18 protein-coding genes and 1 tRNA gene are annotated in these 26,721 nt (G+C 58.3%); 11 read left to right on the top strand and 8 right to left on the bottom strand.

Going from position 1 to position 26,721, the window contains the following annotated elements; translation table 11 throughout:
* The first annotated feature begins 226 nt into the window (after positions 1-226).
* From V1289_RS35365 to V1289_RS35340, 6 genes are all read left to right on the top strand, one after another.
* Complete coding sequence (locus V1289_RS35365) at positions 227-1,108, top strand: hypothetical protein (RefSeq protein ID WP_334403147.1); 882 nt, start codon at positions 227-229, stop codon at positions 1,106-1,108.
* A 78-nt stretch (positions 1,109-1,186) separates the two neighbouring features.
* Positions 1,187-2,203 carry a DNA methyltransferase gene (locus V1289_RS35360; protein ID WP_334403144.1) on the top strand — a complete coding sequence of 339 codons (1,017 nt, stop codon included), beginning with the start codon at positions 1,187-1,189 and terminating at the stop codon, positions 2,201-2,203.
* Positions 2,194-3,138 (top strand): phage terminase large subunit, encoded by a 945-nt coding sequence (gene terL, locus V1289_RS35355; RefSeq protein ID WP_334403141.1) that lies wholly within the window; start codon positions 2,194-2,196, stop codon positions 3,136-3,138. The genes V1289_RS35360 and terL overlap by 10 nt, the downstream gene beginning before the upstream one ends.
* A gap of 496 nt (positions 3,139-3,634) precedes the next feature.
* Positions 3,635-4,000 carry a DUF3489 domain-containing protein gene (locus V1289_RS35350; protein ID WP_334403139.1) on the top strand — a complete coding sequence of 122 codons (366 nt, stop codon included), beginning with the start codon at positions 3,635-3,637 and terminating at the stop codon, positions 3,998-4,000.
* Positions 3,997-4,488, top strand: a complete 492-nt coding sequence (locus V1289_RS35345; protein WP_334403137.1) for a DUF2924 domain-containing protein — start codon at positions 3,997-3,999, stop codon at positions 4,486-4,488. Before V1289_RS35350 ends, V1289_RS35345 begins: the two co-directional genes overlap by 4 nt.
* Complete coding sequence (locus tag V1289_RS35340) at positions 4,478-6,025, top strand: recombinase family protein (protein WP_334403135.1); 1,548 nt, start codon at positions 4,478-4,480, stop codon at positions 6,023-6,025. Before V1289_RS35345 ends, V1289_RS35340 begins: the two co-directional genes overlap by 11 nt.
* 110 nt (positions 6,026-6,135) lie before the next feature.
* On the opposite strand, the gene V1289_RS35335 is transcribed toward V1289_RS35340, so the two are convergent.
* From V1289_RS35335 to V1289_RS35310, 6 genes are all read right to left on the bottom strand, one after another.
* Positions 6,136-7,632, bottom strand: a complete 1,497-nt coding sequence (locus tag V1289_RS35335; RefSeq protein ID WP_334403133.1) for a hypothetical protein — start codon at positions 7,630-7,632, stop codon at positions 6,136-6,138.
* Positions 7,633-7,901: 269 nt separating this feature from the next.
* Positions 7,902-12,905, bottom strand: coding sequence for an AAA domain-containing protein (locus V1289_RS35330; RefSeq protein WP_334403131.1), 5,004 nt, complete (start codon positions 12,903-12,905; stop codon positions 7,902-7,904).
* A 201-nt stretch (positions 12,906-13,106) separates the two neighbouring features.
* A complete protein-coding gene (locus tag V1289_RS35325; protein WP_334403129.1) occupies positions 13,107-15,782 on the bottom strand; it encodes an AAA family ATPase in 2,676 nt (891 codons plus the stop codon).
* A complete protein-coding gene (locus V1289_RS35320; RefSeq protein WP_334403127.1) occupies positions 15,779-16,945 on the bottom strand; it encodes a metallophosphoesterase family protein in 1,167 nt (388 codons plus the stop codon). Before V1289_RS35320 ends, V1289_RS35325 begins: the two co-directional genes overlap by 4 nt.
* A gap of 135 nt (positions 16,946-17,080) precedes the next feature.
* Positions 17,081-17,287, bottom strand: coding sequence for a hypothetical protein (locus tag V1289_RS35315; protein WP_334403125.1), 207 nt, complete (start codon positions 17,285-17,287; stop codon positions 17,081-17,083).
* A 301-nt stretch (positions 17,288-17,588) separates the two neighbouring features.
* Positions 17,589-17,663, bottom strand: a tRNA-Gln gene (locus V1289_RS35310).
* 289 nt (positions 17,664-17,952) lie between these two features.
* Here V1289_RS35310 and V1289_RS35305 point away from each other — a divergent pair.
* Positions 17,953-19,734 carry an acyl-CoA dehydrogenase gene (locus tag V1289_RS35305; RefSeq protein ID WP_334403123.1) on the top strand — a complete coding sequence of 594 codons (1,782 nt, stop codon included), beginning with the start codon at positions 17,953-17,955 and terminating at the stop codon, positions 19,732-19,734.
* A 652-nt stretch (positions 19,735-20,386) separates the two neighbouring features.
* Here the strand turns inward: V1289_RS35305 and V1289_RS35300 are convergent.
* The gene (locus V1289_RS35300; protein WP_334403120.1) at positions 20,387-21,703 is read right to left on the bottom strand and encodes an MFS transporter; all 1,317 of its coding nucleotides are present in this window, start codon (positions 21,701-21,703) and stop codon (positions 20,387-20,389) included.
* Between the two features lie 433 nt (positions 21,704-22,136).
* Between V1289_RS35300 and V1289_RS35295 the strand changes: the two genes are divergently transcribed.
* The 4 genes from V1289_RS35295 to V1289_RS35280 all read left to right on the top strand — a co-directional run bounded on the left by V1289_RS35295 (position 22,137) and on the right by V1289_RS35280 (position 25,103).
* Positions 22,137-22,376: a hypothetical protein gene (locus V1289_RS35295; protein WP_334403118.1), complete on the top strand. Its 240-nt coding sequence runs from the start codon at positions 22,137-22,139 to the stop codon at positions 22,374-22,376.
* Positions 22,377-22,643: 267 nt separating this feature from the next.
* A complete protein-coding gene (locus tag V1289_RS35290; protein WP_334403116.1) occupies positions 22,644-23,120 on the top strand; it encodes an Hcp family type VI secretion system effector in 477 nt (158 codons plus the stop codon).
* Between the two features lie 146 nt (positions 23,121-23,266).
* A complete protein-coding gene (locus tag V1289_RS35285) occupies positions 23,267-24,604 on the top strand; it encodes a tetratricopeptide repeat protein (RefSeq protein ID WP_334403114.1) in 1,338 nt (445 codons plus the stop codon).
* 190 nt (positions 24,605-24,794) lie between these two features.
* Complete coding sequence (locus V1289_RS35280) at positions 24,795-25,103, top strand: transposase (RefSeq protein ID WP_334403112.1); 309 nt, start codon at positions 24,795-24,797, stop codon at positions 25,101-25,103.
* A 23-nt stretch (positions 25,104-25,126) separates the two neighbouring features.
* Here the strand turns inward: V1289_RS35280 and V1289_RS35275 are convergent, their stop codons facing one another.
* Positions 25,127-26,503 (bottom strand): hypothetical protein, encoded by a 1,377-nt coding sequence (locus tag V1289_RS35275; protein ID WP_334403110.1) that lies wholly within the window; start codon positions 26,501-26,503, stop codon positions 25,127-25,129.
* Between the last annotated feature and the right edge of the window lie 218 nt (positions 26,504-26,721).

Here is a 26,721-nt window from a genome sequence, read left to right as displayed (position 1 = left end):
TACGCGAATTTGATGAGAACAATTCGGTACCTCAAGCGAATCTGCGACAACTGTTGACGAATGGGTAACCTGTTTTGGATTGCTATATTCGCACGTGATTCTGTCCCCTTTATTGCCAGAGGATCAGATGCCGAGACGAGTGAACATTGCGTGGGGCTGGTCTGGAATAGTCTGCGTCCGAGGCCATGGACAGACCACGAAAGAAATGGAGGCACGCCGCGTCTCATTGGCTGAAGATAGCCGTGGCGATATCGGCTGTTTGTTCAGTGACAGCGAATTCGAGAGCCTCATCGCTCATCTAAATTTTTCCGGCGTTTCACTTCTGAAACAGCCGTTGAGATCAAATCTCGATTTTGTCCGGGAGCTCGTCGTTAAGAGCACTCTTTTTGAATCTCAAAAGCCATCTCGCAGAGCCATTCACGAGGCGCTTAAGGTTGTCGGCAATCGCCTCCGATCTTTTTTAGATGCGACCGTTGATCTGGATGAACCTACAATTCGCGATCTGGAATCGGACGAAATCTCTAGTGTTGGTTATGCGACAGCGTTCCAGGTATTTTTATCGCTGCCCCTAGCGCTGCGCGCGCTCGCGGCCAGTGCAAGATCGACGGCTCGCGTTAAAAAAACTCGTGCGGATCATCTACTTACTTTTTCTGCGTCGGCTGACGGCCTTGCGGATGCTCTGCACTTCCTCGATTTCGCAACCCAAAGCGAATTGCTTCGGTTTCTGCCGTGGACGAACGATTATCATCTGCAATCATTGAACCAGGTTGTCCATATCGCCCAAAGAGCTTTTGACGCGACCGGGCGCGCGTTAAAGATCGGCAAGAAGCAAGGTGGTCCAAAGCCTATAGGCGAAATGAAGCACGTCGTTGTCACGCTAGCCGAAATAGTTGAGGCCTGTGGCGGCAAATTTACCCATACGCCCTACGTGAAAACTGAGTATGACGGCAAGCCGCAATCCAAGGCCGGCCAGTTCGTCCGAGACTTCCTAACAATTTGCGACCCTTCCATAAGACCGAAACAGGTCAGTCAGTGGATGGCCGGCCTCATTCGTTCCCGAAACGAGCCTTCCCGGCGAAAAATTATGGCGAGGGAGATGATTCCCTAATTGTAAGACCGGTTCTCCTGGCCAAAGTCGACGCTGAGCGGAAAGAGTCCGCGAATCGTCGAAAGCCGGAGAGAAGCGATGACGTCGTCAACGAGCGCCCGCGGAAACGGGCATGCGGTTTCTCGGGACCTTAGTCCCACCTTTGTTCGGACAGACAAGCTAAAGGCGCTGGGCCGGGAAACTCGTCGCCACCCCCGTCGTCAGTTGGATAAACTTGCTGCGAGCCTGGACGAATTCGGCTTTGTTCTTCCCATTGTCCTAGACAGTGAGCAGCGCGTTGTGGCCGGTTGGGGTCTCGTGCTGGCAGCGCGGCAGCTGGGTCTGCCGGAAGTTCCCGCGGTCACCATTGCCGACCTCGATGACAGCAAGCTCCGACTTCTTCGACTAGCGCTCAACCGCCTCGGTGAAGACTCCAGTTGGGATACTGAAGCCCTGGCACTTGAGTTCTCAGACGTCCTCGCGCTCGACCAAAACATCGACCTTCAAATCTCAGGATTTGAGATGGGCGAAATCGACGCACACCTCCTTGGAGCGGAAGACGAGGAAGACGAATTGCCTCCGATCGACGCAAGAGCGCCGGTCACGAGACCGGGCGACACCTGGGTCCTGGGCGACCATCGGCTGCACTGCGGCAACGCGCTGGACACAAAAAGCTATGATCGCCTGTTAGGTGACCAACGCGCGGCGATGGTGTTCACCGATCCGCCCTATAATGTTGAAATCGACGGCCATGTTTCCGGACTTGGCAGGACCAAGCATGCCGAGTTCACCATGGGGTCCGGAGAGATGTCCTCCGAGGAATTCGAGGCGTTCCTGGCGACCGCCCTTGGGCATGCCTCACGATTTGCACTCGATGGCTCAATCCACTTTATCTTTATGGACTGGCGCCGGATCAAGGAACTCCTAGCTGCTGCCGCCCCTGTGTACGCAGAGATGAAAAACCTCTGCGTCTGGAACAAATCAAACGCAGGCATGGGAAGTCTTTTTCGCAGCAAACATGAGTTGGTTTTCGTGTTCAAGAAGGGACGTGCCTCCCACGTCAACAACATCCAGCTCGGCCGGTTCGGCAGGCATCGTCCGAATGTGTGGGACTAATCGACTGGTATGGCGGCTCGCTGGTCTCGCGCCTCAACGACAAGGAGAAGGGTCCTATCGTTCTGGTAATGCAGCGTCTGCATGAAGACGATCTCGCAGGTCATCTTCTCCAGCTGGACGGGTGGCATCATCTCGATCTCCCCGCCATTGCGCTCGAAGATCGCGAAATTTCGATCGGTCGCAACAAGCGATTCAGCCGCCGTACCGGTGATGTGCTGCACGCGAAGCGGGAGGACCGAGGTGTTCTCGACCGGATCAAGGCCGAAATCGGGAGCCTGATGTTCTCGGCTCAGTACCAGCAACGGCCGATCCCGCTCGAAGGCAACCTTATCAAGCGAGAGTGGTTTCGATTTTATGATCATTTACCTGCACCTGGCCCACGCGAGCATATCGCGCAAAGCTGGGATACCGCCGCGATGACCGGTCCGGCCAATGATTATTCGGTCTGCACCACCTGGCGGACCGTAAAGAAGGACTATTATTTGCTCGACGTGTTTCGGGGACGCCAACAATATCCCGACCTCAGGCGCACCGTCGCGAGCCTGGCCGCGCGGCACGGCGCGGAGACCGTCCTGATCGAGGACGCCGGACCCGGGATGGCGCTGCTGCAGGACCTTCGGCGCGATACGCCGAAGGGAATGCCCCCTCCGATTGGCGTCAAGCCGGAGGGCAGCAAAGCCGATCGGATGGTGGCACAATCATTCAAAATTGAAGCAGGACAGGTGTTCCTGCCTGCGAAGGCGGAATGGCTTGATGCTTTTTTGCTGGAATTACTGGCTTTTCCCCAGGGCAAACATGACGATCAGGTCGACAGCATCTCTCAGTTTCTGAAATGGGCCGCTGCCCGTGCGATGTACGATAACATTGAAATTTTCGCACCCATCTCCGTCGGCCGCCCTGACGAATATGATTACCCGGGCATGAGTCGATGGTGAACGAGGTCGACGTTCCCGCTGATGCTGGACTTCGATGTGGTGGCAGCGCTTTTTCTTAAGCACCCAAGTGGCGGCAAGGTCGACGTGACCTCATGGAATCCATCGCCCTCGACTTTGTGCGGACTCACTCGAGCTGATGCCGACCTTTTTTCTAACCGGTGATCGGCCGTAACCATGAAGGCCGTCACCGAAAATGCTCAGATCGGGCCGGTTATTGGGGATTCCGATCACAAGATGATCGGCGCGGAGCGAACAACGCCACAAGATTGCTCAAGATCTGCTCGACTTCCGCGCCGGACGGAGCGTGTGTGGTGGGCATGTTTTGGGAGGCGACCGTCATCAAACCGCGACCTTGAGCACGGTTCAACGATGCGGCGTCAATATTGAACAGCTTGTCGCAAGCTTAGGGCCTCGGTCCTCTTGCTCGCCCCGCCGGATCGTGGGGCTTGTGTCAGTGGCAGCGCTTGATGCTGTCGTTGACATTAGGGAGAGCCAGATGGCCACCAGCAAACTAAAATCGAGAGCAGGAAAGCGCGGCGCCAAACGACCGGGAGCCATGGGGGCTTCGTCGGGGAAGCGAAGCGCCACCCAGTCGACAGCCGCATCCAGGGCGACCGCGCCCAAGAAGGCAACGGTTAAGCTGACCAGCGCATCGTCGAAGCAGGAAACCGTCCTCGGAATGCTTCGGCAGCCGAAGGGCACGACGATTGCAGCGATCATGAAAGCAACCGACTGGCAGCAGCACTCGGTACGTGGCTTTTTTGCCGGAGTAGTCAAGCAGAAACTCAAACTGAATCTGGTCTCGGACAAGGTCGGCGACGAGCGCATCTACCGGATCGCAAAACCCGGCGCGGTATCATGATGTCGGGCAGACAACATTTAAAGGCTGCGGCCGATCCAGCTGTTGAAGCCGAACTGGATCGGCTGCCGACGACGCCCATCGCCGACCTGCGGAAACGATACCGCGAGCTATTCCGGACCGAACCGCCAAAAGCGTTCGGTCCGGATCTGCTACGTCGAACTATTGCACAACGGATCCAAGAGAAGGCCTACGGCGGCCTCTCTGCTTCGACAAGACGTCTGCTCGATCAATTGGTGAAAACCGCAATGGCAAAACCCAACGGCCGGCTTGAGCTGCCCCGGCGGATCAAGCCCGGCTCCGAACTGGTGCGAACATGGAAGGGCAAGACCTATCGCGTCATAGTGATGGCCGACGGCTTTGCCCATGACGGCAAGACCTTTACGAGCCTTTCCGAAATCGCCTCTGAGATCACCGGCACCAAATGGAACGGTCCGCGGTTCTTTGGGCTGCGGTCAGCGTCCAATCGGGAGGGCGCCGATGGGAGGTGAAGCCAAAGTACTCCGCTGTGCCATCTACACCCGCAAATCCACCGATCATGGCCTGGAGCTGGAATTCAACTCGCTGGATGCCCAACGGGACGCCTGCGAGGCCTATATAAAGAGCCAGGCCTCACAGGGCTGGAAGGCCCTCCCCCAGCATTACGATGACCCCGCTTTTTCCGGCGGCAACCTCGACCGCCCTGCCCTCAAAAAGCTGCTGGCCGATATCGGAGCCGGCAGGATTGACGTGGTGGTGGTTTACAAAATCGACCGCCTAACCCGCTCGCTAGCCGACTTCGCCAAGCTGGTCGAGGCCTTTGACGCCAGATCGATCTCGTTCGTGGCCGTCACCCAGCAGTTCAACACCACCACGTCCATGGGAAGGCTGACACTCAACGTGCTCTTGTCCTTTGCCCAGTTCGAGCGAGAATTGTCGTCTGAGCGGGTACGAGACAAGATCGCGGCCAGCAGGCGCAAGGGAAAATGGACTGGCGGCACCGTGCCGCTCGGCTACGAGGCCCGGGACAAGAAGCTCGTCATCAACAAGACCGAAGCCGAGACTGTCCGCACGGTCTTTCGCCTCTATCTTGATCTGAAGTCCTTCAGCAAGCTGGCGGCCGAACTCGATCGCCGGGGTATTGTCACCAAGCGACGCACCACCAAAGTCGCAAAGTACAACGGCGGCATACCCTTCACTTACGGGCCCCTCGCCTATTTTCTGAAGAACCGCATCTATCTCGGCGAAATCCATTATGGCGACAAATGGTTCGAAGGAGAGCACGAGGCAATCCTCGACCGGCAGATTTTCGAGCGGGTGCAGGACCTGCTGAAATCCAACGGCAACGGACGCCGGATCAAGTACTCTGAAAGCGGAGCATTGCTCCAAGGCAAGCTGTTTGACGACAAGGGCCATCTCATGGGCCCGAGCTTTTCCAGCAAAAACGGCGTACGCTACCGCTTCTATGTCAGTTCGGCGCTGCTGCGGGGAAGAAACAAAGCAGCGGGGTCGGTCGGACGTGTCCCAGCGGCAGACATTGAGAGCGCGGTCCTTGCCGCCCTCAAATCGCATCAAGGGCGGACAGAATCCAATAATGGGCCTGACCTCATTAAAATGGTTGCGCGCGTCGTCGTTGCCCGCGACCGGCTGTTGATAACGATCTCTAGTCCTAATGGCCCCACCGATGTGAACGGGACCAGCGCACAAATAGGAGTGGCCTGGTCGCAAAAAACGAGGGACTTGGCAACCGCAATGGACAACGAGGATGCGCAGGAGACCAGGCATAACGAAAGCTTGGTCCGATCGATCGTCCGTGCTCAGGCCTGGGTCCAATCGCTTCAAGATGGGGTGTTTGAGACCATCGAATCGCTCGCCGAGGCGAACCAACTTCATCCAAAAGTCGTTCGCCAAGCCCTCAGGCTGGCGTTTCTTTCACCGGACGTTGCGTCAGCAATTTTAGAAGGCAGGCAGCCGGCTGGCCTGTCATTGGCGCGGATCCCGAAGTTGCTCCCTTTGGAGTGGACCCAACATCAGTCTCTACTCAGTTGACTGTTCGTTTTCTTGGGAGCGCTCGCTTAGCGGTTGCCCTACGGGGATTAAAAAATGGCTCAGTTGAGCCAAACTAAGGGTCGCAGAATTAATCTTGTGCGACGTACTTTTTATGGCTTGGTTGAGCCATTCCCTTTTTCCAAAGCCGCGAACTCCAATCCAAACAACGCCTTCGTATGCTCGACTGCCTCAGCCTCGAAGAATCGAGTGATAAATGTTACTAGTTCCCATCGGGCTTGCTCACCGATAATCTTTTTTGACATGAAGTTGTCGATTCCAACTACGGCCATAATCTGAATTGCTTGTTCAAACTCTTCGATGGCACACAGCGTATAAGGGTGTTCCGCGAGTAGATTCTGATCTAACCCCTTCTCGTCGAACGCAGCCTTCACATTCTCGGAAATCGCGTCGTTAATGATCAAGCCGAACCGTTGCCAGTTATCGAGCGTAACAATAAACGGATACACCGGCGTGCCGGCGGGTTTCCAACTCTCATACTGCCCATGTAAGGCATCGCTTAACGTCGCATAAGTCTGGACGATAAACCCAGCCAATTTCCTCAGCTCAATATAGATCGATTCCCGCGCAAGCAGGTCCACCTTTGCCTGCAATCTGACGCGGCTCGCTTTGCACTCGATGAACAGGGTGGCACTATCGTCAAACAGGAGCCAATCAATCGTGTCTTTGCGAGCAGTCCTGGGGCCATATCGTTCTGCTTTCAGTATCTGGAACGTACCACGAATGTTCGCCGCTGAAGAAACGTCGCCGACGTAGTCTTCATAAGCAAGCCCGAAGGTTGGATGGAATTCATTTCCGCGGCGAACCAAGTCGAAATACAGACCATCGCAGAATCGCCTCAGCAACATCGTGGGTATTGGGCACAATATTTGATGCTCGCTGATTCGAATGAGAGGAAATTCTTCGAGCGAGTTAAAATTATACGCCCAGTTGATGTCATACGTCTGCGCGGATCGTGCAAGTGCTTTGTGCTCCGTCAATGTCCGACAGAATCGTACCAGGAACGCCGCGCATTTCTCCGGCGAGACGCTATTTACCTCGTTGCTAATTGGCGTTTTGAGAACTGCTTGGCCTAAAAAATGACCCGAAAGCGAAACACCAATTTGGAACATTTCCTCGGGGGTCATCCCAAATTCGTCAATGACCATCGGCCTGATCAGATGATGGTTCGCTATACGGAAGTAGCGGCTAATCGTCGGTTGGTTCATGCCCAACTGCCAATGAAACTGTCGATTCGCGATTCGCGCCATCTCGAATGAGATATCACCCTCCTTCGCAAGGAGGCCCCAAGTTTCGTTTTCAATATGCTTTATCTTATTATTGGCCGCCGCAATGGCTTTCCATGAGAAGAGCGAATGACCCACATCCTCGGCGCAGTTCAATAGCATTTCGCGAGTGAGTGTTTGGAGTTCCCATTCGAAAAGTCCCAAATCATATGGCGGTCGCAGCGACAACTCGGGGTGTTGAAGCTCCCTTGGTAGAGCGACGTCGAACTGTAGGAACTGGAAATAGTAATACACAGCTTTCAAGCCGCTAAAAAGTTCATGCTTTCGAAGATAATTCCGAAGCGGTTTGTAGAGGTCGTACATCGCGAATCTCGAATCATATCGACCAAACGCTGATCAACTGCGAGGAACTCGCTTGCTGCTCGGCAAGCCCTGGCGTTGTCACAAGCCAATCCCCTTCCCTAGAGTTAGGGCGTCATTCAGGCCATCGTCATACAACCCTCGCGCGTCCGCCCTGTGCTATCAGGGCTGTTCGTCGATCGAATGTTATGGAACATCGCGCCCTCGATGGTGCTCCGCGAAAACGCGTCGATGGTCTTTGGCATGAATTTGATGCTGGTCGTCTCGTGCCATTAAGCAGCCTGAGCCGATAAGGCCTCCAATGATACAAACAGAACCGAGCGTTCTCTCGCACCTGCCTGAAAGCTCAACTCGTCTCCCGGGGATCCGTCCGACAGAGCTTGTCCAAGCGGCGAAGACAACAGCAGATAACCGTTCATCGGATCGTCTGCGATGTCGCTCATGGTAAACAATTCCGGCCGTGATGGCTCCGCGTCCAGATACCGAATGACAACGCGGTCACCCGCAACCAATCGATAGTTCTCTTCCGCGTCATTCGAAGCTGTATCCAGATTAGCTCGTAGGGTGGCGACCGAAATTGCCCCCCCTGCGTGTGTTGCCGCCGTCTCGCTCGGCGCCTCCACTACTGGCGGGATGACGCGATGTTCGGAAAAACTGCGATTCACCGTTTCGCGGCCTATCGGCTTGATCTGCATACGCTCCAGCGTCTGGGTCAAATCGTCCATGACGCCTTCCTGATCGATACGATAATTAGAACCGAAGCAACGCCAAAAGCTCCAGCCCACCCGCTCCAAGATACGTTGCCGTCGCATATCATCTGCCCAGCGCTCCGGGCCATGATATCGGTCGCCGTCACATTCAATGGCAAGGCGCCTGCCACCCTCTCCCTCAACCACCATATCAATGGAAAAACCCACAGATCCCACTTGCGGAATGACGCGGTATCCCCGCTCTATAAGTGCCATAAACACGGCGCGCTCGAATTCAGACTGACAGAGGTCTATGAGCTCTACGTTGGGATTGACGACGTTGGGCATCGGTTCGCGGAAATGTCCAATGACCTTCGATTTCAGGTCCTTTGGATTCAACTCTTCCTCTTTCACTGACCGAACCAGTATCATCCGGTCCCTTGCCCGAGATAGCGCGACATTGAACCGTTGCTGGTACTGAATCGACGTCTGCGACTGTTTGCGCGCACGGTCGGCGATCATGGAAATGAATACGATATCGCGCTCGTCTCCTTGGAGCGTAGCACTGTCGCCGCACACAACACGATGGCGCACCATAGCTGCTTCGCCGATGCGCTCCATCAAAAGCTTCTGAATGTGCAGAGCCTGATCGGCACCGATAAGGGATATAACCCCAATTGACCGCACCGGGCCTTCAGCAGAAGACGCTTCCTCGACGACCCCGGCAATCTCTTCGACTATAACCTCAGCTTCGCGCGGATTGACCTTGGACTTTCCCCGGCGCTGTCCATCCTCAACATAAATATCGATGAGCGGCGGGTCGAGCCGCTCGCTGGGCTTTGGAATGCGAAGCGGCACCAGGTCTTGATTATAAAACTGCATCGAAAATCGTATGATGGGCTCGACACATCGAAAGTGCTCTTTGAGCATGACAAACTTCGCCGGAAACATAACCCGTGCAAGATCGTAGATCGAAGCTCCTGGCTCAACTTCCGCACGAAATGGAAATTCGCTAAGAAAATTCTGGCGAAGACGCGCGATGTTCGCGATCGACAGGAATGCAGAGCTAGGACTGACTTGGCGGTCATCGCCAACAACAAGTATCTTCTTTCCACGTAACAGCGCGGGCAACTCGCGGGCATCGGACTGCGACGCCTCATCCAGAATTACAAGATCGAAACTGGCTAGAGTTGCGGGCAATTGTTCGGAGACGCGCCAGGTTGGCATAATCCAGCACGGAACCGCTTCATAGCAATTCTGCATCGCCTGCCTTGCGTTCTGGCGATGTAGCACAGCACGCTGCCCGGTTCCGGCGCCCAAACGACGTATGACGTTTGCGAACCCCTGAAGAGCGGCCTTGGCGGAGCCCTTCATTGTGGCCGCAAGATTGAAGAATGTTCTCTCCTTCACGAGCGCGGCAAACCCGTCACGGAGAGCTTTCTCTATTTCCAGCCGTTCCTCGTGTAGCTGTGCGAGATGACTGCTAGCCCCGATGGTTTCAAGATAGGTGAGCCGGGCTGCCCACTCCCATGCATCCCGCCAGTCGTTGGGCGCAGCTAGATCGGCTGCGTCGGCGGGAGGTTCGCTTCTTAGACGCTCGGCCCACGCTGGTACTCCCGCTTTCGAGAGCTCGCCACACGTGTGGGTTATACGATCGTAGAACGGCTCCAACGCGCGGACATGCCCCAACTTGGAGAGCACGCCCTGCCACACGCGCGTCAATCGTTCAATGTCTGCACCCGGCTTTCCGATCAGCTCCGTCAGAATCTGCCGTGCGAAACCAGCCAAATCAGTATTATTGCCCTCAAACTGGGCGACCGCTTTTTCAACGTCCTTCGTGACGGCAGTCAGCCTTATGGACGAAACGTGGCGCGACAATGCACGGGCAAAAGCACTGATTGCAGTGGGATGACGCAAAATGGCGTTGGCTTCGTCGCTGTTTCCAAGGGCTGCAGACAACTGCTTAGATATTTCAGCAATCTGCCCCGGGACGCCAATTAGGCAGGCATGAAGTGTGTCGGAGAGAACATCGAGCAACGATACAGAATCTGCCGTGAATGAGAGATCGTTTGGCGCCGATAGCTCCACCTTGAGCGACTCCCACCGCGCAGAAAGGCTCGTTACCGCAAAACAGAATTCAATAAATACCCGTACATGCTGCCAATCGTGCGGCGCGTTTGGCCGTAGACCCGCGACCCGTACCGTTTCGAATACAGGTTGGTGGCTCTTGGCCCCGAAGGACAATATTCCGAATGGGTTTTTTCCGGCGCTGAGCGCATCCAAAATTTGAAAGAGCTGCTTCGCAGGAGGCAAATCTTTTGGGAGTTGGACCGGCTTTGAAATAAAGGGAGCCCGACGCTCGACGAGGTCGCGCGCGTCGGCGAAAAATGCCCTCGCAACAGGCTCAAGTCGACCGGCTACCGCTGCCTCGCCAATGATCGCCTCGGTCAAGGCCCACGCCCACGACTGGGCTTGGAGGAAAGAGATGTTCGACGCGAGGCGCTGTAGGCCCTCGCTCAACGCAGCCGCTTTGTCGAGGCCAAGCGTTGTTATTGCGCGGCGGGTTGACGGTTCGGACGCAGCGCTTTCTGCCGTAAGGTCTCGTGCTGCAATCAAATCGAGATGCCAAGCACGCACTGCCTCAGGATCTGGCAAATTAGCAGGGCTTGGAAAGCGCTCTCCGAGATACTTAAGGTCTCCTTTGACGGTTCGGCGCGCAGCGAAGAGTGCGTCAATTTCGGCGAGCTCAATTCCGGCGTCCGAAAACGGCCGCATGGGCCGGTCCACAAACCACGTATAGCGCGCCTTATCCTCGATCACACGTTTGGCTGCCTCAAAGGGCAATTCGGTAGAACCAGGTATCGGCGAAAGGTGTTGGGTCGCAATTTTTGCAAGTCGCACGTCGATTTCAGCGAGATGGCTCTTGTTCGCAACAATCTTGGATTCAAGGTCGCGAATAATCTTCACTTGCCGCGAACGATTCATGTCGATCGTATTCACCACCCCCAACATCAGGCCGATCGCCTTTTCGACCTGTTTCATCCCCTCGCGTTCGGATGTTGTCACGCTGATCGCGAGGTCGCGTACGCCCTCTGGCAATTGATCTTGAATGACGCGTAGCGCGGTCTCTCCATGCGAGACGACGAGGACACGCCGCCCGGTCGCCAGCATGTGGCTTATGATGTTCGCGATAGTGTGGGTTTTACCAGTACCCGGCGGGCCCTGCACCACGAGACCATCTGATTTTTCGAGGCGGCGGATGATTTCAACCTGCTGGTCGTTGAACGGTTTGGGAAAAAATAGGTCGCCGTGATCCGGATCAACCGGCGCCTCGTCGGCGTCCAGTTGAATCTGATCGGCCGCGCCCAAGCGATCTCCAAGCGGCTTGAATGTATCGTCAATACCATCCGTCGGGCCCAGGACAAGCGTCCGGGTCGAACCTTCGATCTTGATCGGCTTACCGTCCTCCAAAGAAACTTCCTTTTTGAGACGTTCTATATCGCGCAGAACCGAGTTATTCGACCGGCGGCGCGCGTAGAGCACGTATCGGTCGCTTACCGTCAGGTATTCTCCTTCGGGTTCTGGAACGGGCTCAGTTGCGGGTAGTGAACGATGATCGGGAAGGAACCGGCCCTCGGGGTCAAGTTGCCCGCCGCAAATTTTCAGGATGGGCTCAAAGGTTTCCTGCCTGAATGGAGAGATACCCTCGCTGTCTGGCCCCTCCAACGAGCGAAGGCAGCGGCGCGCGGCGTCCTCCGCCAGCACAAATCGAGCACCGGCAAGCTTTTCGAAAGGCCGCAATTCCACGCGCGTAACGCCGCTACGGGGACGCACAGTAATATCGGCGTTACCGGTTTCCGCAATTTCAATTTCGATGCCGCATTCGATCATCGGAAGATCGATGAGCTCAGCGAGGCGTTTCCATCGGGCAAGACCAATTCCCCAAACGAGCTCGATTGATTCACTTCCGCCGGACTGGAGCAGCCGCTGTGCGATTTCGAAGAGACGCTGATACACCGCAATGGAGCGCCTTCGGGGCTTCTCCACCTCGGCCCAACGGGACCAGGGCCCGGAGCAATACACTTCAAGCGCATCTCGAACTGCCGGTCGATCTTCCAACCGCAACATGACGTCGTAGAACTTCTGATCGGGAGTGTCGGACTTCTCCGTCTTCAGTGAGCCGACACAATCTTCCGGGCGTGCTTCGCCGGCAGTGACGAGCCGTTGCTGCTCTGTTTCGGCCACGCGGATATGAAGGGCATCGTGTATAACCGGAACGCGGAGGGGATCGTTAGAGATGTCGATCCACTCCTTGCCTTCCCCGTCGAAGACCGGTGGCGTTGTGCGTTGAAGGCGCTGGACACGTAACCAGATTGGACCATCAGCGTCACTAGCGTCGCACTGGATTGCGGGAAGCCCGGTGATTTCGTGTTGGTGAAGGGCGAACTGGGACCCGTCAGCGAGTTTGTGCTGGGATAGTCGCGTCGCAACGCGCTCGTCCAGCTTGACGAGCGCCTCGACGTAGTCAAGCAGACCCGTCAGCCGCCGTGCGGCAAGTTGATCTTCTGCGGTAGCTTCTGCGGGCACGTTAAGTAGGCTCCCTTAGTGGGGCTGACGGGCAGCGATAAAGGCGGAATGGTTGCGGATTTTAGGCGCCTCCTCAACTGCTATAATCATAGCGACCACAATTCTCGCAGGGCTTGTAGTTCACCTGTTAAAATCAGCGTTTAGCGGCTCTCCCGTAACCCGTCGGCGGCCGTTCAGTTGGCACGGGATACCGCCCAAATGTCACGCTGTCTCCCGAATTTCCAACGGCGCGGCGCCAAGCCGTGTGAAAAGCCGCTTTCGGCACGTCAGAACGATGATCTGCACTTTGTCGCCGGCTCGCATCAGGACGTCAAACATGCTTTCAATTCGATCGTCGTCCGAAAACGCGAGTGCGTCGTCGAGAATGACCGTTGCAGGTCGGCCCTGTCCGAGCAGAAGCTCTGCAAAAGCCAGTCGTGTCAGAACGGCAAGCTGCTCCTTCGTGCCGCCACTCAGCACATCGAAATCCTCCCGCTGTCCGGCACGTTGAATGGCGGCAATGCGCAAATCCTCATCAAGGACGATGTTGGCTCCGGGCAGGAGCATTTTCAGGTACGGCTCTACACGGCTAACGACCGGTGCGAGATAGCGGGTCTTCGCCTCGCCTTCGGCTGCTTCCAAGGTGTCCGAGAGGAGTTGCAGGACAGCCGCCTCCTTCTCGAACTCGGCAACTGTGCTCGTGAGGCGGTCTCGCTCAGCCTCGGTGGCAAGAAGCATTTCTTCCACGCCAGCGCCTTCATTGGCTTCAATCAGCGCGGTAAGCCGCGTCACCTCAATCCCCAAATTCGCGACCAACCGTTGATGGTTCGTGCCAGCTCCCTCGAGCCTCTTAATCCGGGAGTCGATAGCTTCCACGCTTTCGCCCTGGCCGCGCTCTTTCTCCGCCAACTGCTCATCCTTTGCGATGGCGTCGCGTTCAAGGCTCTCCGCGCTTGCGGTGAGTTGCTCGTCGCTGGCACCGGACCGGCTGGCTTCAAGGTCCGCCTTCTTGGTCTCAATCGTGCCATTCAGCCCCGCAAGACGTTCGCGTGCGCTCCGGAGTTTTTTGTCAGCCTGGGCGAGAGCGTCTTGTGGTCCTGCCAGTTCGGCCTGGGCGGTCTCGATTTCTGCGGCAAATCGCGCACCCTCCGCATGATTATTCGCAACGTCGGTCGCGAGTTCGTCTTCCCCTGGAATATTCGCGAGTTCGCATTTTCCCATCTCAACCTTGAGGCGCCCGCGTAGCTCACCCAAATGACCCTTGAGCGCTTCTAACCCGGACGCAAGTTTCTTGGATCGATTTCCGGGAGCGAGGTTCGCCAGCTCATTACTGATGTCACTGGAGCGACGAAGATATTCCTTGCGTTGGGCCGCTGCCATCCGCGCTGCGGCCAGATCCTTGACACCAGCGGCTTCCAAGGCTGCTTTCGCTTCGTCATGGGCAGCGTCTCGGCGTGTAAGCAAGGCAGCGCGATTCTTGATTTGAGGCTCAACGGTGATCGCGCCCACGTCCTGGATGTTGATGATCGTTTTACCGAGGATCGGGAGCGATGCTGTGGACGCATCGAGCGCTTTGCCGTCTACGACGACACCGGGCAGCGCGTCTTCTTGAATGACAAATGAAATGGTGGTCGCGACCGCGTTCATGGCTGCGTCCGCAGCCGATAGCTCCGTGACGGCCTCTTCAATCCTCGTCACCGCGTCATCGGTCGACGCAATGGCGCCAATCAATTCCGAGAGTCTTCCGGCCTCACTTTCAAGCGAGGCGGCCTTATCAAGCTTCAACTGGTGCTGAGTGATTTCCGTATTTAGCGAGACAATCGCGCGGACACGCTCAAGTTTCCGCGCGCGCTCGGCGTTCTGGCTCGCTTTGCTGCGCAGATCGGTGAGCTTCGCTTCGCCCGCATCGACGGAGGCCTGGGCGTCGGCTTTCGCAGCAACAGCCGTGCCGCTGTCCGTGTTCAATTCGGCAAGTTGCAATTCAAGCGGTTCCAGTTCTGCAACGGACTTGGCGCGATCATCAACCGATTTTCGGGCTTGTGTTGAGCGCTCGCGTGCGAGCTTGGCCCCGTCAGTCGCACTTCTAACTTCCGCAGCATGCGTGGCGGCAGCCGTGCGCTTGGTCCGTTCCGCGTCAACTTCGAGGCGGTGCGCCGTATCGTCCCATCCATCCGTTTCCTGTTTAAGCTCGCGTTTATTTCGCGCGAGATCTTCCATCAGCTGAAACACCGACTGCCGCTTGGACTCTAGCTCGGCCGTCTCTTGCTTGCTGTCGGCAAGCCGATCCACCGCTTCTTTGAACTTTCCACGTGGCCCTTTCGAGCTACGGAGTGCGTCAAGAGCTTCCTTGACGGCCTTTGGAATTTTTTGTCCCCGTGTTCCACCTGTCACGAGACCGACCTGTGCCTCAAGACATCCTTGCATGGTGCGTTGGCCCTGATCATCTAGTGCGGCATCGCCGAAGGATTGCCCCTGCTGAACCCAAAGCGTTCCCCAAATGCCCGGTTCACCTCCGCCCCTGCCACCGGCGAAGCCAAGCAGGCGCTGAAGCTCGACCTCTGCAGCGTCATCCTCGAATAGCCTGTGATCCGAGCAGGTTAGAGTTGCCTTCCCAGCTTGTCCCGCGAAACGCTTGTGAATGGTCCAACTCTTACCATCGATGTCGAACGCGAGTTTTACTTCGGGCACCGTGCCATTGACGAAGTGCCGAAACGCCTTCACATGCGCGGCTGCGGACTTGGCTTTCTCAAAGATGACGCCGTTGATGGCCTCCAGCAGGGTTGATTTTCCCAACTCGTTTCGTCCAACCAGAACGTTGACATTGTCGCCGATATTTTCAACGCGGACGGTCCCAACGAATTTGCGAAAGTTGCTAAGCTCAATCGATCGGATCTTCATGACCGCGCCCCCTGACGAAGGTGCTCAATGTAAAGACGCTTGAGAGCGAGGGCCGCGATGAGCGCCTGGGCTTGATTTGACATGTCGGCGGCCAATACCTTGAGGCGGTCTGCAGCCACGCGTACAAACCCCGCGTGATCGATCTCATCAAGGTCTTGGTCGGTCGGATTGAGAACAAGGCCCGCCTCGTCGAAACGCAGCCCCCGGAGCGCCGCCCCGACGCTCTGTAGGATTCTTTCCTCGAACGCCCGACGCCCCGAAAGCGATACTGCGCCTGTAACCCGGAGATCGACGACGAGTTTGCTTAAGTCTTGGTCAAGCCCGCGAAGCTCGTTTTCAAGCAGATCGATCTGTGCATCCTCGGTCAGGATCTTTTCGAATCTGTGCCATTGATAACGACCTGTAGGAAACGGCGAGACAACCGGTAGCGTTTTTGAACCGTTGATCTCGACGAGAAGCGCGGAGCCACCGTTGCAATGCGAGGTCACGGCATTTGGCGGAAGCTTGAACTGATCCGGCTCAGGCGTGCCGCTGTACCAGCAGCGGTCATTGACTCGCATCTGCCGATGCCAGTCGCCCATCGCAAGGTAGGATAGACCAGCGCTATCCGCCCGGCTCGGTGCCACATAGTTGCTGGCTTCGCCCTCCGATCCAAAGCCTTGAATGGAGCCGTGGGCCATGCCGATACGGATCGCCCCTTCCGGCGTGACCTCCTTATCCATATAGGCAGTGAGGTCGTCCGCGCTTGCGGTAAAACGTAGGGGCGCGGGCAATAAAAAGACGGGAACGCCGCCATCGTCCGCGATCTGCACCGCACCTGGCTGCGTATGCAGGGTGACATTCGAGGGAAGTTGCATGCGAACGAGGCGATCCCAGAGTCCATTTTCGCGGAAGTGGTCGTGATTTCCCGGCATGAGATGCCATTGAACGCTTTTGAACGAGCGCATGTTTTCAATCGCCCGCGCCAAGGTCTGTTGGGACATCTGTTGTTTTTCGTAGATGTCGCCGGAAATGAGGACCGCTGTTGCGCCGGACTTGACCGCAGCCTCCCCGATGGTCCGAACAACGGCCTGACGTGCATCCTGTAGGGAGCTCGCAACCTCCGGTTCGAAATATCCGAACGCCTTCCCAATCTGGAGATCGGATGAGTGGATGAATTTCATGGTAAACGCCCTTAGCTTTGTTTCTCGTTAGAGTAGAGAGCAACCTGATTCTCGACCAGCAGGAAGCCCAGTTATGCCCGTTTTGTTTGGGCCTTCTTTCGTGGAATTCTATTGGCTAGACCGGTTCGTGCTCCGTCATGGTGGCGCGGCGCCCACATAACCCGGATTGAAGGTGTCAAAGCGCTGCGTTTGCAGAACAAGGGTTCGTTGCGCACAACTTTGAAGATCGAGGTCGATTAGCTGGTGCAGCATCCCGCCGTGCAGCAATCTCAAAACCTCGGAGATAGCCAAACAGGCTGCAACCGCGCCAACGAATGGCGCACCGACTGCTTTTCCTGCCAAAAGAGTGATTCCACACTTGTCCAGATCGCCATCGATTACTTCCCAATTTGCCGCCGGCCAAGGCGGAGAATTTGGCCAGTTGCACTGCAAGCTCGGCCACGCAGTGCAGATCGAACCCGGTCTCCGGCCCCGGTCTCCCGAAAACGGGAATATTTCAAATATCTGCCGGAGACTATCGGCGATTTCGCTCCCATAGCGGCCGGTTTCGGAGCCCAGAGACCGCCAGCCGATTCGCAAAAGCCCGCCATTGGCGGGCATTTCTCAGCTTACTGAGGGCAAAGTCTCCAGTCGTCTGACTGCCTGGCTGGGGCGGGAGGGATCGAACCTCCGAATGGCGGAATCAAAATCCGCTGCCTTACCGCTTGGCTACGCCCCAACGTACCGCTCAGGAAACGCCTGGGACGATCGTCGCCCAGGTTCCGATCCGGTAACGCCGGTCTATAGGGGGAGTTGAGCCATTTCAACAGCCCGGAGGGCGAAATCCGCTCAAATCGGCCGGGAGGGTTTAACCCGTTATAATGCCGGGTTTTGGCGCCGGAACGCACCGAAAGCGGCCGGCCCCGGACCATCGTCCCGGTCCGTCCCGGATTTTGCCCTACGGAGAGTTGAGGGCGCGCCGGTTTCATGGGAATACGGCGGCCAAATGTTCCGTCGGGAGTAACGCCATGACCTACCGCGCGCCGATCAATGACATTCTGCTCGCCCTCAATCACGGCGCCGGCCTGGAGGCGGCGCTCGCGGCCGGCCATTACGGCGATTTCGACGGCGACATCACCGCCGCCGTGCTGGAGGAAGCCGGCAAGTTCGCCAGCGACGTGCTGGCGCCGCTCAACAAGGTCGGCGACGAACACGGCATCAAGCTCGACGACGGCAAGGTGACGACCGCGCCCGGCTGGCCCGATGCGTACCAGCGCTGGACCGCGGCCGGCTGGAACGCGGTGTCGGGTCCGGAAGCGTTTGGCGGCCAGGGCCTGCCGCTGGCGATCAACGCCGCCTGCACCGAAATCTGGAGCGCGTCGAACGTCGCTTTCGGTCTCTGCCCGCTGCTGACGCTCTCCGCGATCGAGGCGCTCGACGCCCATGGCAGCGAGGAACTGAAGAAGATCTATCTCGAAAAGCTCGTCACCGGCGAATGGACCGGCACCATGCAGTTGACGGAGTCGCAGGCCGGATCGGATGTCGGCGCATTGCGTAGCCGCGCCGAGCGCGCCCCCGACGGCAGCTATCGCATCAAGGGCACGAAGATCTTCATCACCTATGGCGACCACGACATGACCGATAACATCGTGCATTTCGTGCTCGCGCGACTGCCCGATGCGCCTGCCGGCACCAGGGGCATTTCTCTCTTTCTTATTCCAAAATTCCTCGTCAATGCCGACGGCTCGCTGGGCGCGCGCAACGACATCTATGCGAGCGGCGTCGAGCACAAGCTCGGCATGCATGCTTCCCCCACCTGCACCATGACCATGGGCGACCATGGCGGCGCGATCGGCTACCTGATCGGCGAGGAAAACGCCGGGATGCGCTGCATGTTCACGATGATGAACCAGGCGCGGCTCGGTGTCGGCCTCGAAGGCGTCGGCGTGGCCGACCGCGCCTATCAGCAGGCGCTGGCCTATGCGCAGGAGCGCCGGCAGGGCCGCGCCGTCGGCAAGGAGGGCGACGGGATGGATCCGATCATCGTGCACCCCGACATCAAGCGCATGCTGATGCAGATGCGCAGCCTGACCGCGGCCGCGCGCTCGATCTGCTACGCCACGGCGGTCGCGCTCGACATTTCCGTGCGCGCCAAGGACGCCAAAGTCCGCGCCGACGCCGCCGCGCGCGGCGCGCTGCTGACGCCGGTCGCAAAGGCCTTCTCCACCGACATTGGCAATGAAGTGGCCTATCTCGGTGTGCAGGTTCACGGCGGCATGGGATTCATCGAGGAGACCGGCGCGGCGCAGCACTACCGCGACGCGCGCATCACCGCGATCTATGAGGGCACCAACGGCATCCAGTCGATCGACCTCGTGACGCGCAAGCTGGCGGCCAATGGCGGCGCATCGGTCTGGGCGCTGCTCGACGAGCTCTCCGCCATCGTCAAGCAGGTCGAGACTTCCAATGATCCCGGCTTCGGCACCACGGGCGCAAAGCTGCGCGACGCGCTGGGGTCGCTGGAGCGCGCCAGCAAATGGCTGCTGGAGCGCGTCACCTCGGCCCCGAACGATGCGCTGGCCGGTGCGACGCCCTATCTGCGCCTGTTCGGCTCCACGCTCGGCGGCTGCATGCTGGCCGGCGAAGCCCTCGCCGCACGCAGCGATCGCAACGGCAGCGATCCGCAGCGCTACGTCGCGGTGGCGCGGTTCTTTGCCGAGAACGTCACGGTGCAGGCCGGATCGCTGGAGAAGACGGTGACCGACAGCGCCGACGCGGTGAACGGCGCCGACGCGGTGCTGCTGGGGTAAGTTTCTCGTCATTGCGAGCGAAGCGAAGCAATCCATCGCGCGGCATAACGGGTGGATGGATTGCTTCGTCGCTTCGCTCCTCGCAATGACGGCACCTCAACTTCAGATATGACTTCGCATTCCCGCGGCACTATGCGCCCGAGTCTTGCATGATCGTTTCGCCCCCTGAGAACAGAGGGCGCAGGGAAGACCGGGTGCGCGCTGCACCCGCGGTCTCGCGTGCAATTTGCACAAAAGAAAGCGCACACGAGCATACAGGTTCAGCGGAGAACATCCGGCCTTCCCTGCGCAATGGTTTTACGGCTTATAGCGCGCTCTCCCCGGCGACCGGCTTTCTTGCCACCGTCGCCGGCGGGATACTTCCCGCCAACTTGACGCCAGCGTCGGGGCGTCAGGACCATACGATTTTGCCGTCCGCATCAGCCGCGCTCGTCAGTCGCAGCCTCTACGTCCACCGCATCCCACCGCGCGTTTCGTGACGATCGCGAGCCGCCCCTCTTGTCGGGTGAGACGCGCGGAGAAACACCACTGATTTGCCCGACGCGACAAGCGGAATATTTTTGCGCGAGGGGCTGGACAGGTTTTTCTGATTTGCCCGTCGGGCAGAAATTACGGGATGGCTAACCCATCCTTCGCGCTACGAGCTGCTTGATCACGACGCCGCTGATTTGTTCGGGATCAGCGCCGTCGCTAGGGCTGCGATCGCAGCCGCTACGGCGAACACGTAGAAATTCCACTGCGGACCGACGCTGAGGCTTGCAATGTAGCCGCCGACAAGCGGCCCGGTCAGCGCACCGATGCGCGCGAAACTCAGCGCCCAGCCGGTGCCGGCGGATCGCACGAACGGCGCGAGACGGTCGGCGAGATAGCTGGTCAGGACCAGCGACGCCGACACTGTTCCGAAACCGGCGACCGCGACAAATGCGTAGTTCAGCCAGATTGATCCCTTGAACGCGAGCGCGGCGATGCCGACGGCGCCCAGCAGATAGGCGAGCGTCACCGTCAGGCGAACGCCAAACCGGTCGGCCCACTGGCCGAGCACGATGCCGCCGATGGCGGAAGTGAAGCTGAAGACGGCGAGAAACAGCAGGCTGTCGCCGAGATTGTAGCCGCTCTTGCGCATGATCTGCGGCAGCCACTGGGCGATGCCATAAACCAGCAGCAGGCCCATGAACAAGGCCGTCCAGAAGCAGACCGTGGCGAAGGCGTTGCGGGGAGAGAAGATCTCGCCGAGCACGCTGCGCCATCCGATCGCCCCCGCCCTGGCCGCACCGGGTGGGACCGCCAATTCGAGACGCGCCGCGAGCTTTCGCGCGCTGTCGGCGCGTCCGCGTGCCACCAGCGATTCCAGTGATTCCGGCAACAGCCAGATCATCAGCGGCACGAAGATAACAGGCAGGGCGCCAGCCAGGACCACCGGACGCCAGCCATGGTCCGGCAGGAGTGACTTGCCGACCAGCGCGGCCACGAGAATTCCCACGGAATAGCCGGAATACATGATGCCGTAGTTGAGGCTCTTCTTGCGCGCCGGCGAATATTCGATGGTGAGCGCGGCCGCGACGGGAATGATGCCGCCAAGGCCAAGTCCCGCGATGAAGCGGCCGACACCGAACCATGCCGGCGTCGGCGCCCATGCAGTGACGACCATGCAGGCGGCGAACAGCGTCAGGCAGCCGACAAACAGCGGCTTGCGGCCGTACAGTTCGCTCAGCGTTCCGCTCAAGATCCCGCCAACGAGCATGCCGAACAGCGTGTAGCTTCCCATCGCGCCGAGTTCGATCGGCGTCAGCTTCCAGCTCGCGTCCGTCGCGAGCGCCGGCAGGATCGCACCGAGAACGCCGACGTCGTAGCCTTCCGAAAAAATCGCGATCCAGCACAGAGCCACGACCAGCATGCTGGTGCGAGCCGATATTTCAGCGTCGCCCGCAAACGGCTTCACGTCGGATACGGCGCCCTCGAAACTGGTCATGTCAGCCCCCCAATGGCCGGAAACTCCGGCCCCTCGTCATTGTCCGTGTTGACGCTGTCATTCTAAGCACAAAGCGTATTGACGCTCCACCAAATGTTTTAAGATTAAAACATCAGGGAACGTGGCCGCGGCGTCCATGCGATACCGATGTCGCCTGCATCGATGCAGCAGCGACACTGCTTGCGAGCCAACGGGTCGCGCGCGAATACGCGCCCGATGACAGACCCCCGCGACTGGTCCGCCGTAGCTTCAGGCGCAATCCGGTATCCCGCGGCACGTGCCCGAGTTGTGCATGAAATCTTCGCCCAAAGAAAATCAGAGGGCACAGGCACACTTGGGAATTTGATATGCGTCAAAATGCGAAGCCGCGCCTATAATTGGCTAAAAACGATGGCGGCGTCCGCCCGACCGGTGTCAGGGAGGGAGTAAACGTATGAGCGAGATCACCCTGTTTATGGTCGTGCCTTTCGATTACGTCGGTGGCGACATCGTCGCTGGCGAGCCCGTCAGATGTCGAAATCCCGCCGACGCGATACAGCGCGCGCAGGGCCTTTGGAAAACTTTTGGCCATGCGGGTGCCGTAGCGTTCAGCCGTACCAGCGATTTTGAGACTGGCACGTTCGACGACAAGAAAATCCTTCGGCGGTTTGGACACGTATCGAGCGAGTATTGATGTTCCATCCGGCGCACCTGACGCGCGACCGATGGAGACCTCTTCCCCATTTTCCCTCTGCACCGCGCTCCAGAGCGCCTCTGCCGCGGGCCCCGTGCTGCTACCGGCGGTTGCAGTGTGTTTCGAAACCGGTCGCCTCCGACGGCATCGCACAACCCCTGGTTTCCATGCTGGAACATTGACACCTGGCTGATTGCGGCCTAGCTTTTTGCCGCCTTCGTGGTCTGTCGGCCGTCAACTGGACGGCATATTGGTCAGGTGATCCAGATGGCATCAGACATTTTTGCGAAGATCGGGGACATCAAGGGGGAATCCCTCGACGACAAGCACAAGGACGAAATCGAGGTGCTGTCGTTCTCCTGGGGTGTCGCAACGACGACGACCGTTGGTGGTGGCGGCGGCGGCGCCGGCAGGGCGACCTTCCACGATCTTTCCTTCACCCACACCATCGACAAGGCGTCTCCGCAGCTGATGCAGGCGTGCGCGACGGGTACGCACCTGAAGGAAGCTACCATCACGCACCGCAAGGCGGGAAAAGGCCAGCAGGAATACCTCATCATCAAGATGAACGACATCATCGTCACCGGTGTCTCGCTCGCCGACAGCAGCGGCGGGTCAGGGTCGGAGAACGTGACGCTCGCCTTTTCCAGGATCGACCTGGAGTACAAGCCGCAAAATCCCAACGGGTCGCTCGACGCAGGGGTCCATTTCAAGTTCGACATCAAAGCCAGCAAAGCCGGCTAGAGCGGGATGACGTTTCTTCGAATCGCCATCCCGCTCTAGCCTCTTGTTTGAGCATGATCTTTTCGGAAAACCGGTGCCCACTTTTCCGGATCATGCTCAAGGACCGCATTCGACCGGAGACGGGCCGAGGACTGCCCGGACAGCTCATGGAGCCGTCAGAATCATCGACGCATGAGTTGACGCTCGAAGAGGCGGTTTCGGTCGCGATCATTCTGCAGAAAAGCGAGCAGCTCGTTGCCGCCGGCGAGGTCTACCGCCGCGTGCTCGAAACCGCCCCCGATCATCCCCGCGCGCTGCACTATGCCGGTGTGCTTGCACACCAACAGGGGCGAAACGAGGAGGCCGTCGCGCTCATCGAACGAAGCGTCGCACTGGTGCCGGATCAGGCTGACTGGCACAGCAACCTCGGCATCGTCCTTCAATCCGACCAAAGGCTGGACCGCGCCATCGACGCGTATCGCCGTGCGATCAAAATTGATCCCGGCCACGCCAATGCCCACAACAATCTCGGCGTGCTGCTGCGGGCGATCGGACAGCCGGTCGAAGCGGAAGCCGCCTATCGCGCAGCGATCCGGGCGGCGCCTGAGCACATCGACGCCTACACCAACCTCGGAATTCTGCTCAACGGACTGAAGCGGACCGAGGAAGCCGCGGCGTGCTACTGCAAGGCGATCACGCTCCGGCCAAAACACCCCGAAGCGCGCAAGCTGCTGGCGCTGGCGCACTGCACGCTGGGTGAGGTCGACAAGGCGGCTGATATCCTCGGACAATGGCTCGAAGACGAGCCGGACAATCCGATTGCGCGGCATATGCTGGCGGCCTGCACCGGCCGGGACGTGCCTGAACGCGCCTCAAATGGCTTCATCGAAACGACTTTCGACGGTTTTGCGGCGAGCTTCGAAGCCAAGCTCGCCAGATTGTCGTATCGCGCGCCGGCGCTCGTCGCTGCGATGGTCGGGGATTGCGGCCTTGAACCTTCGCATCGCCTCGACGTGCTGGATGCAGGCTGCGGAACCGGCCTTTGCGGCGCGCTGATCGCGCCCTTTGCGCACCGGCTGGTCGGCGTGGACTTGTCCGAAGGCATGCTGGCGCACGCGAGGGACAAGAACGTCTACCACGGCCTGGTGAAAGCCGAATTGGGCGAATATTTGCGCGACAACAGCGAAGCCTTCGACCTGATCGTGTCGGCCGACACGCTGGTGTATTTCGGCGACCTGAAGAACATCGTCGCGGCCTTCGCGGAAACACTGCGCCCGAATGGGCACCTGGTGTTTACGCTCGAGCACGCCACCGAAGACCGCGCCGATGCCGGTTACCGTCTGGAGTTGCACGGCCGTTATAGCCATACCCGGGCCTACGTTGAGCAGTTGCTGACGTTCTCGGGCCTGCAGTCGAAGATCATCCAGGCCGAATTGCGCATGGAGGCAGGTGCGCCGGTGGCGGGGCTGGTGATTTGTGCGACGAAGCCGGTTTCAGCTCCGTGACGGCTCCCTGCACGTTCGCGTTCATTTCGAACGCGACGATTTCGACGAAGATTTCCTGGTTTCGCAGAGTTTATCATCGGGCGGCGCTTTGCGCCGACCCGTTGGCGGACGATGACAACTGAGTGGATGGCGCGATCGAACGCTCACACGCGCGTTTGCTCCCCGCGGCGCGATGCGCCCGAGATTTGATTTGGAAAACTTCGTCCGTGAAACCGTGTCCGATAAGGTCAGCCCGCTCGCGACCGATGAGTACAAGGGCTACATGGGCCTCACCGAATACAACCACAAAGCCGTCAAGCACTCCGCCCGCGAATGTGTTGTCAGAGCAGCGCATACGAACACCCTTGAAGGCTTCTGGAGCATCTTCAAGCGCAGCATCGTGGGGAGCTACCACAAGGTTAGCCGCAAATATCTGCCGCTCTACGTTGCAGAGACTCAATTTAAGTACAATAATCGCCGTAACGAGGACATTTTCGGGACGGCGATTGAGGGCGCATGAGGTTTCGGACGCCAGAGATTTTTCTAGGGTGCCTCCTGACCGTCGCGGTTTTTTCGATTGGCGTACTTTTTTCGTCTCAATATCCCCAGCAGTCGGCACAGGCCCCAGCCCACCAAGAAGCCGCCAGCAACAGTAACGCCGCCAAGAATCCAGATGCCGAACTCACTGGGTCTACGTGGCTGACTAAAGATGCCGCCGGATTCTTCACGTTCGCTCTCGTGATAGTCGGCGGCCTGCAAGCCATTTTGTTTTTGGCGCAATTGAGACTTATTCGGGAGAGCCTGGCCCCGGCCAAGGAGGCCGCCGACGCTGCCAAAGAAGCGGCTGGCGCCGCTAATTTGAACGCCGAAGCCGTAATCAATTCCGAACGCGCCTATCTTTTTGTCGATATCGGGGCCGATGTCGCTCCGGTCATGGAACAGGCCGCCGAATTTGATGAATCGAGTCCAGCAAAATTCACTCTCAAGATTACCTATGCCTTTAAGAATTACGGACGGACACCCGCTCTCATACGAGAGATTGGCTGCGGCACCTGCATCACTCCCGACCTCCCGCACGAGCGGATTTACAGTCCAGCCATCCATTTGCCCGCCCATCTTCTCGCGGCAGACAAAGCAACGTCGAACATCCCTGTCGATGACGTGCCAAAGGTCACGGTCGCCGACGCCAAATCCATCCGAGAAATAGAAAATACCTTCTGGTTTTACGGCTTCGTTACCTACGAGGATATGTTCGAATGGCGCAGAACGTTCAGTTTCGTTTGGCACTACAGCGCCGTATCCGAGGGCTTTACCCTTTTCAGTTGGGAAGAAACTAAGGAACGCCGCGAGAACTAGAATGCCGCCCTGCCGGAGCCGGGAATAGAACCGTTCCTCAACAAGTCGAGTCAGGGATAATCGCCAATATTTTCTTAGGAACGGTTTTGACAGGAAATTACTGATTTGCCCGTCGGGCAGAAATCGACGTGCGCAGGATCGCCAGAACGAAACGGTACGCGGCTTTTCGGTTTGATTTGCATCAAATCGGGAGGCCGTTGCCGCCAATAAATTGACAGGCAAAAGACAGTGGCGGCGTTCGCGCGACTGCGGCTTCACGGAGGAAGCGGAGACATGACCGAGATCACCCAGTTCATGGTCGTGCCGTGCGACTACGTCGATGGCGAGATCGTGGCCGGCGATCCCATCAGCTGCGCGAGTCCCGCCGATGCGATCCAGCGCGCGCAAGGGCTTTGGAAAACCTTTGGCCATGCGGGTGCGGTCGCGTTCAGCCGCACCAGCGATTTCGAGACTGGCATGTTCAACGTCAGGAAAGTACTTCGGCGATTTGGACAAGTCCCCAGCGAATATTGATGTCCGGCTACCGCGCACCTTGCCCACCGCCGAAACGAAAGAGGCCGCCAAGCGGGCGGCCCCTGGATACAGACGGAGCCCCGGAATGCCCCGGAGTCCGGGAACTCCGCCAACCGTAGCTGCGTCTCCTACCGCTGAGACCGTTCGGTATGTACAAAACCTATATCGGTTTCGGACGGCCAGCTTTGACCTGGAGCAAATGGCCGCAAATCCACTGAGCCTTCAGAACCGCACCCCATGCCCTGACCGAACACTACCAGTCAAGTCCG

The organism is Bradyrhizobium sp. AZCC 2289, assembly GCF_036924615.1.
Lineage (GTDB): Bacteria > Pseudomonadota > Alphaproteobacteria > Rhizobiales > Xanthobacteraceae > Bradyrhizobium.
The sequence above is the reverse complement of the archived record's forward strand: the minus strand, read 5'-3'. Positions and strand labels throughout refer to the sequence as shown.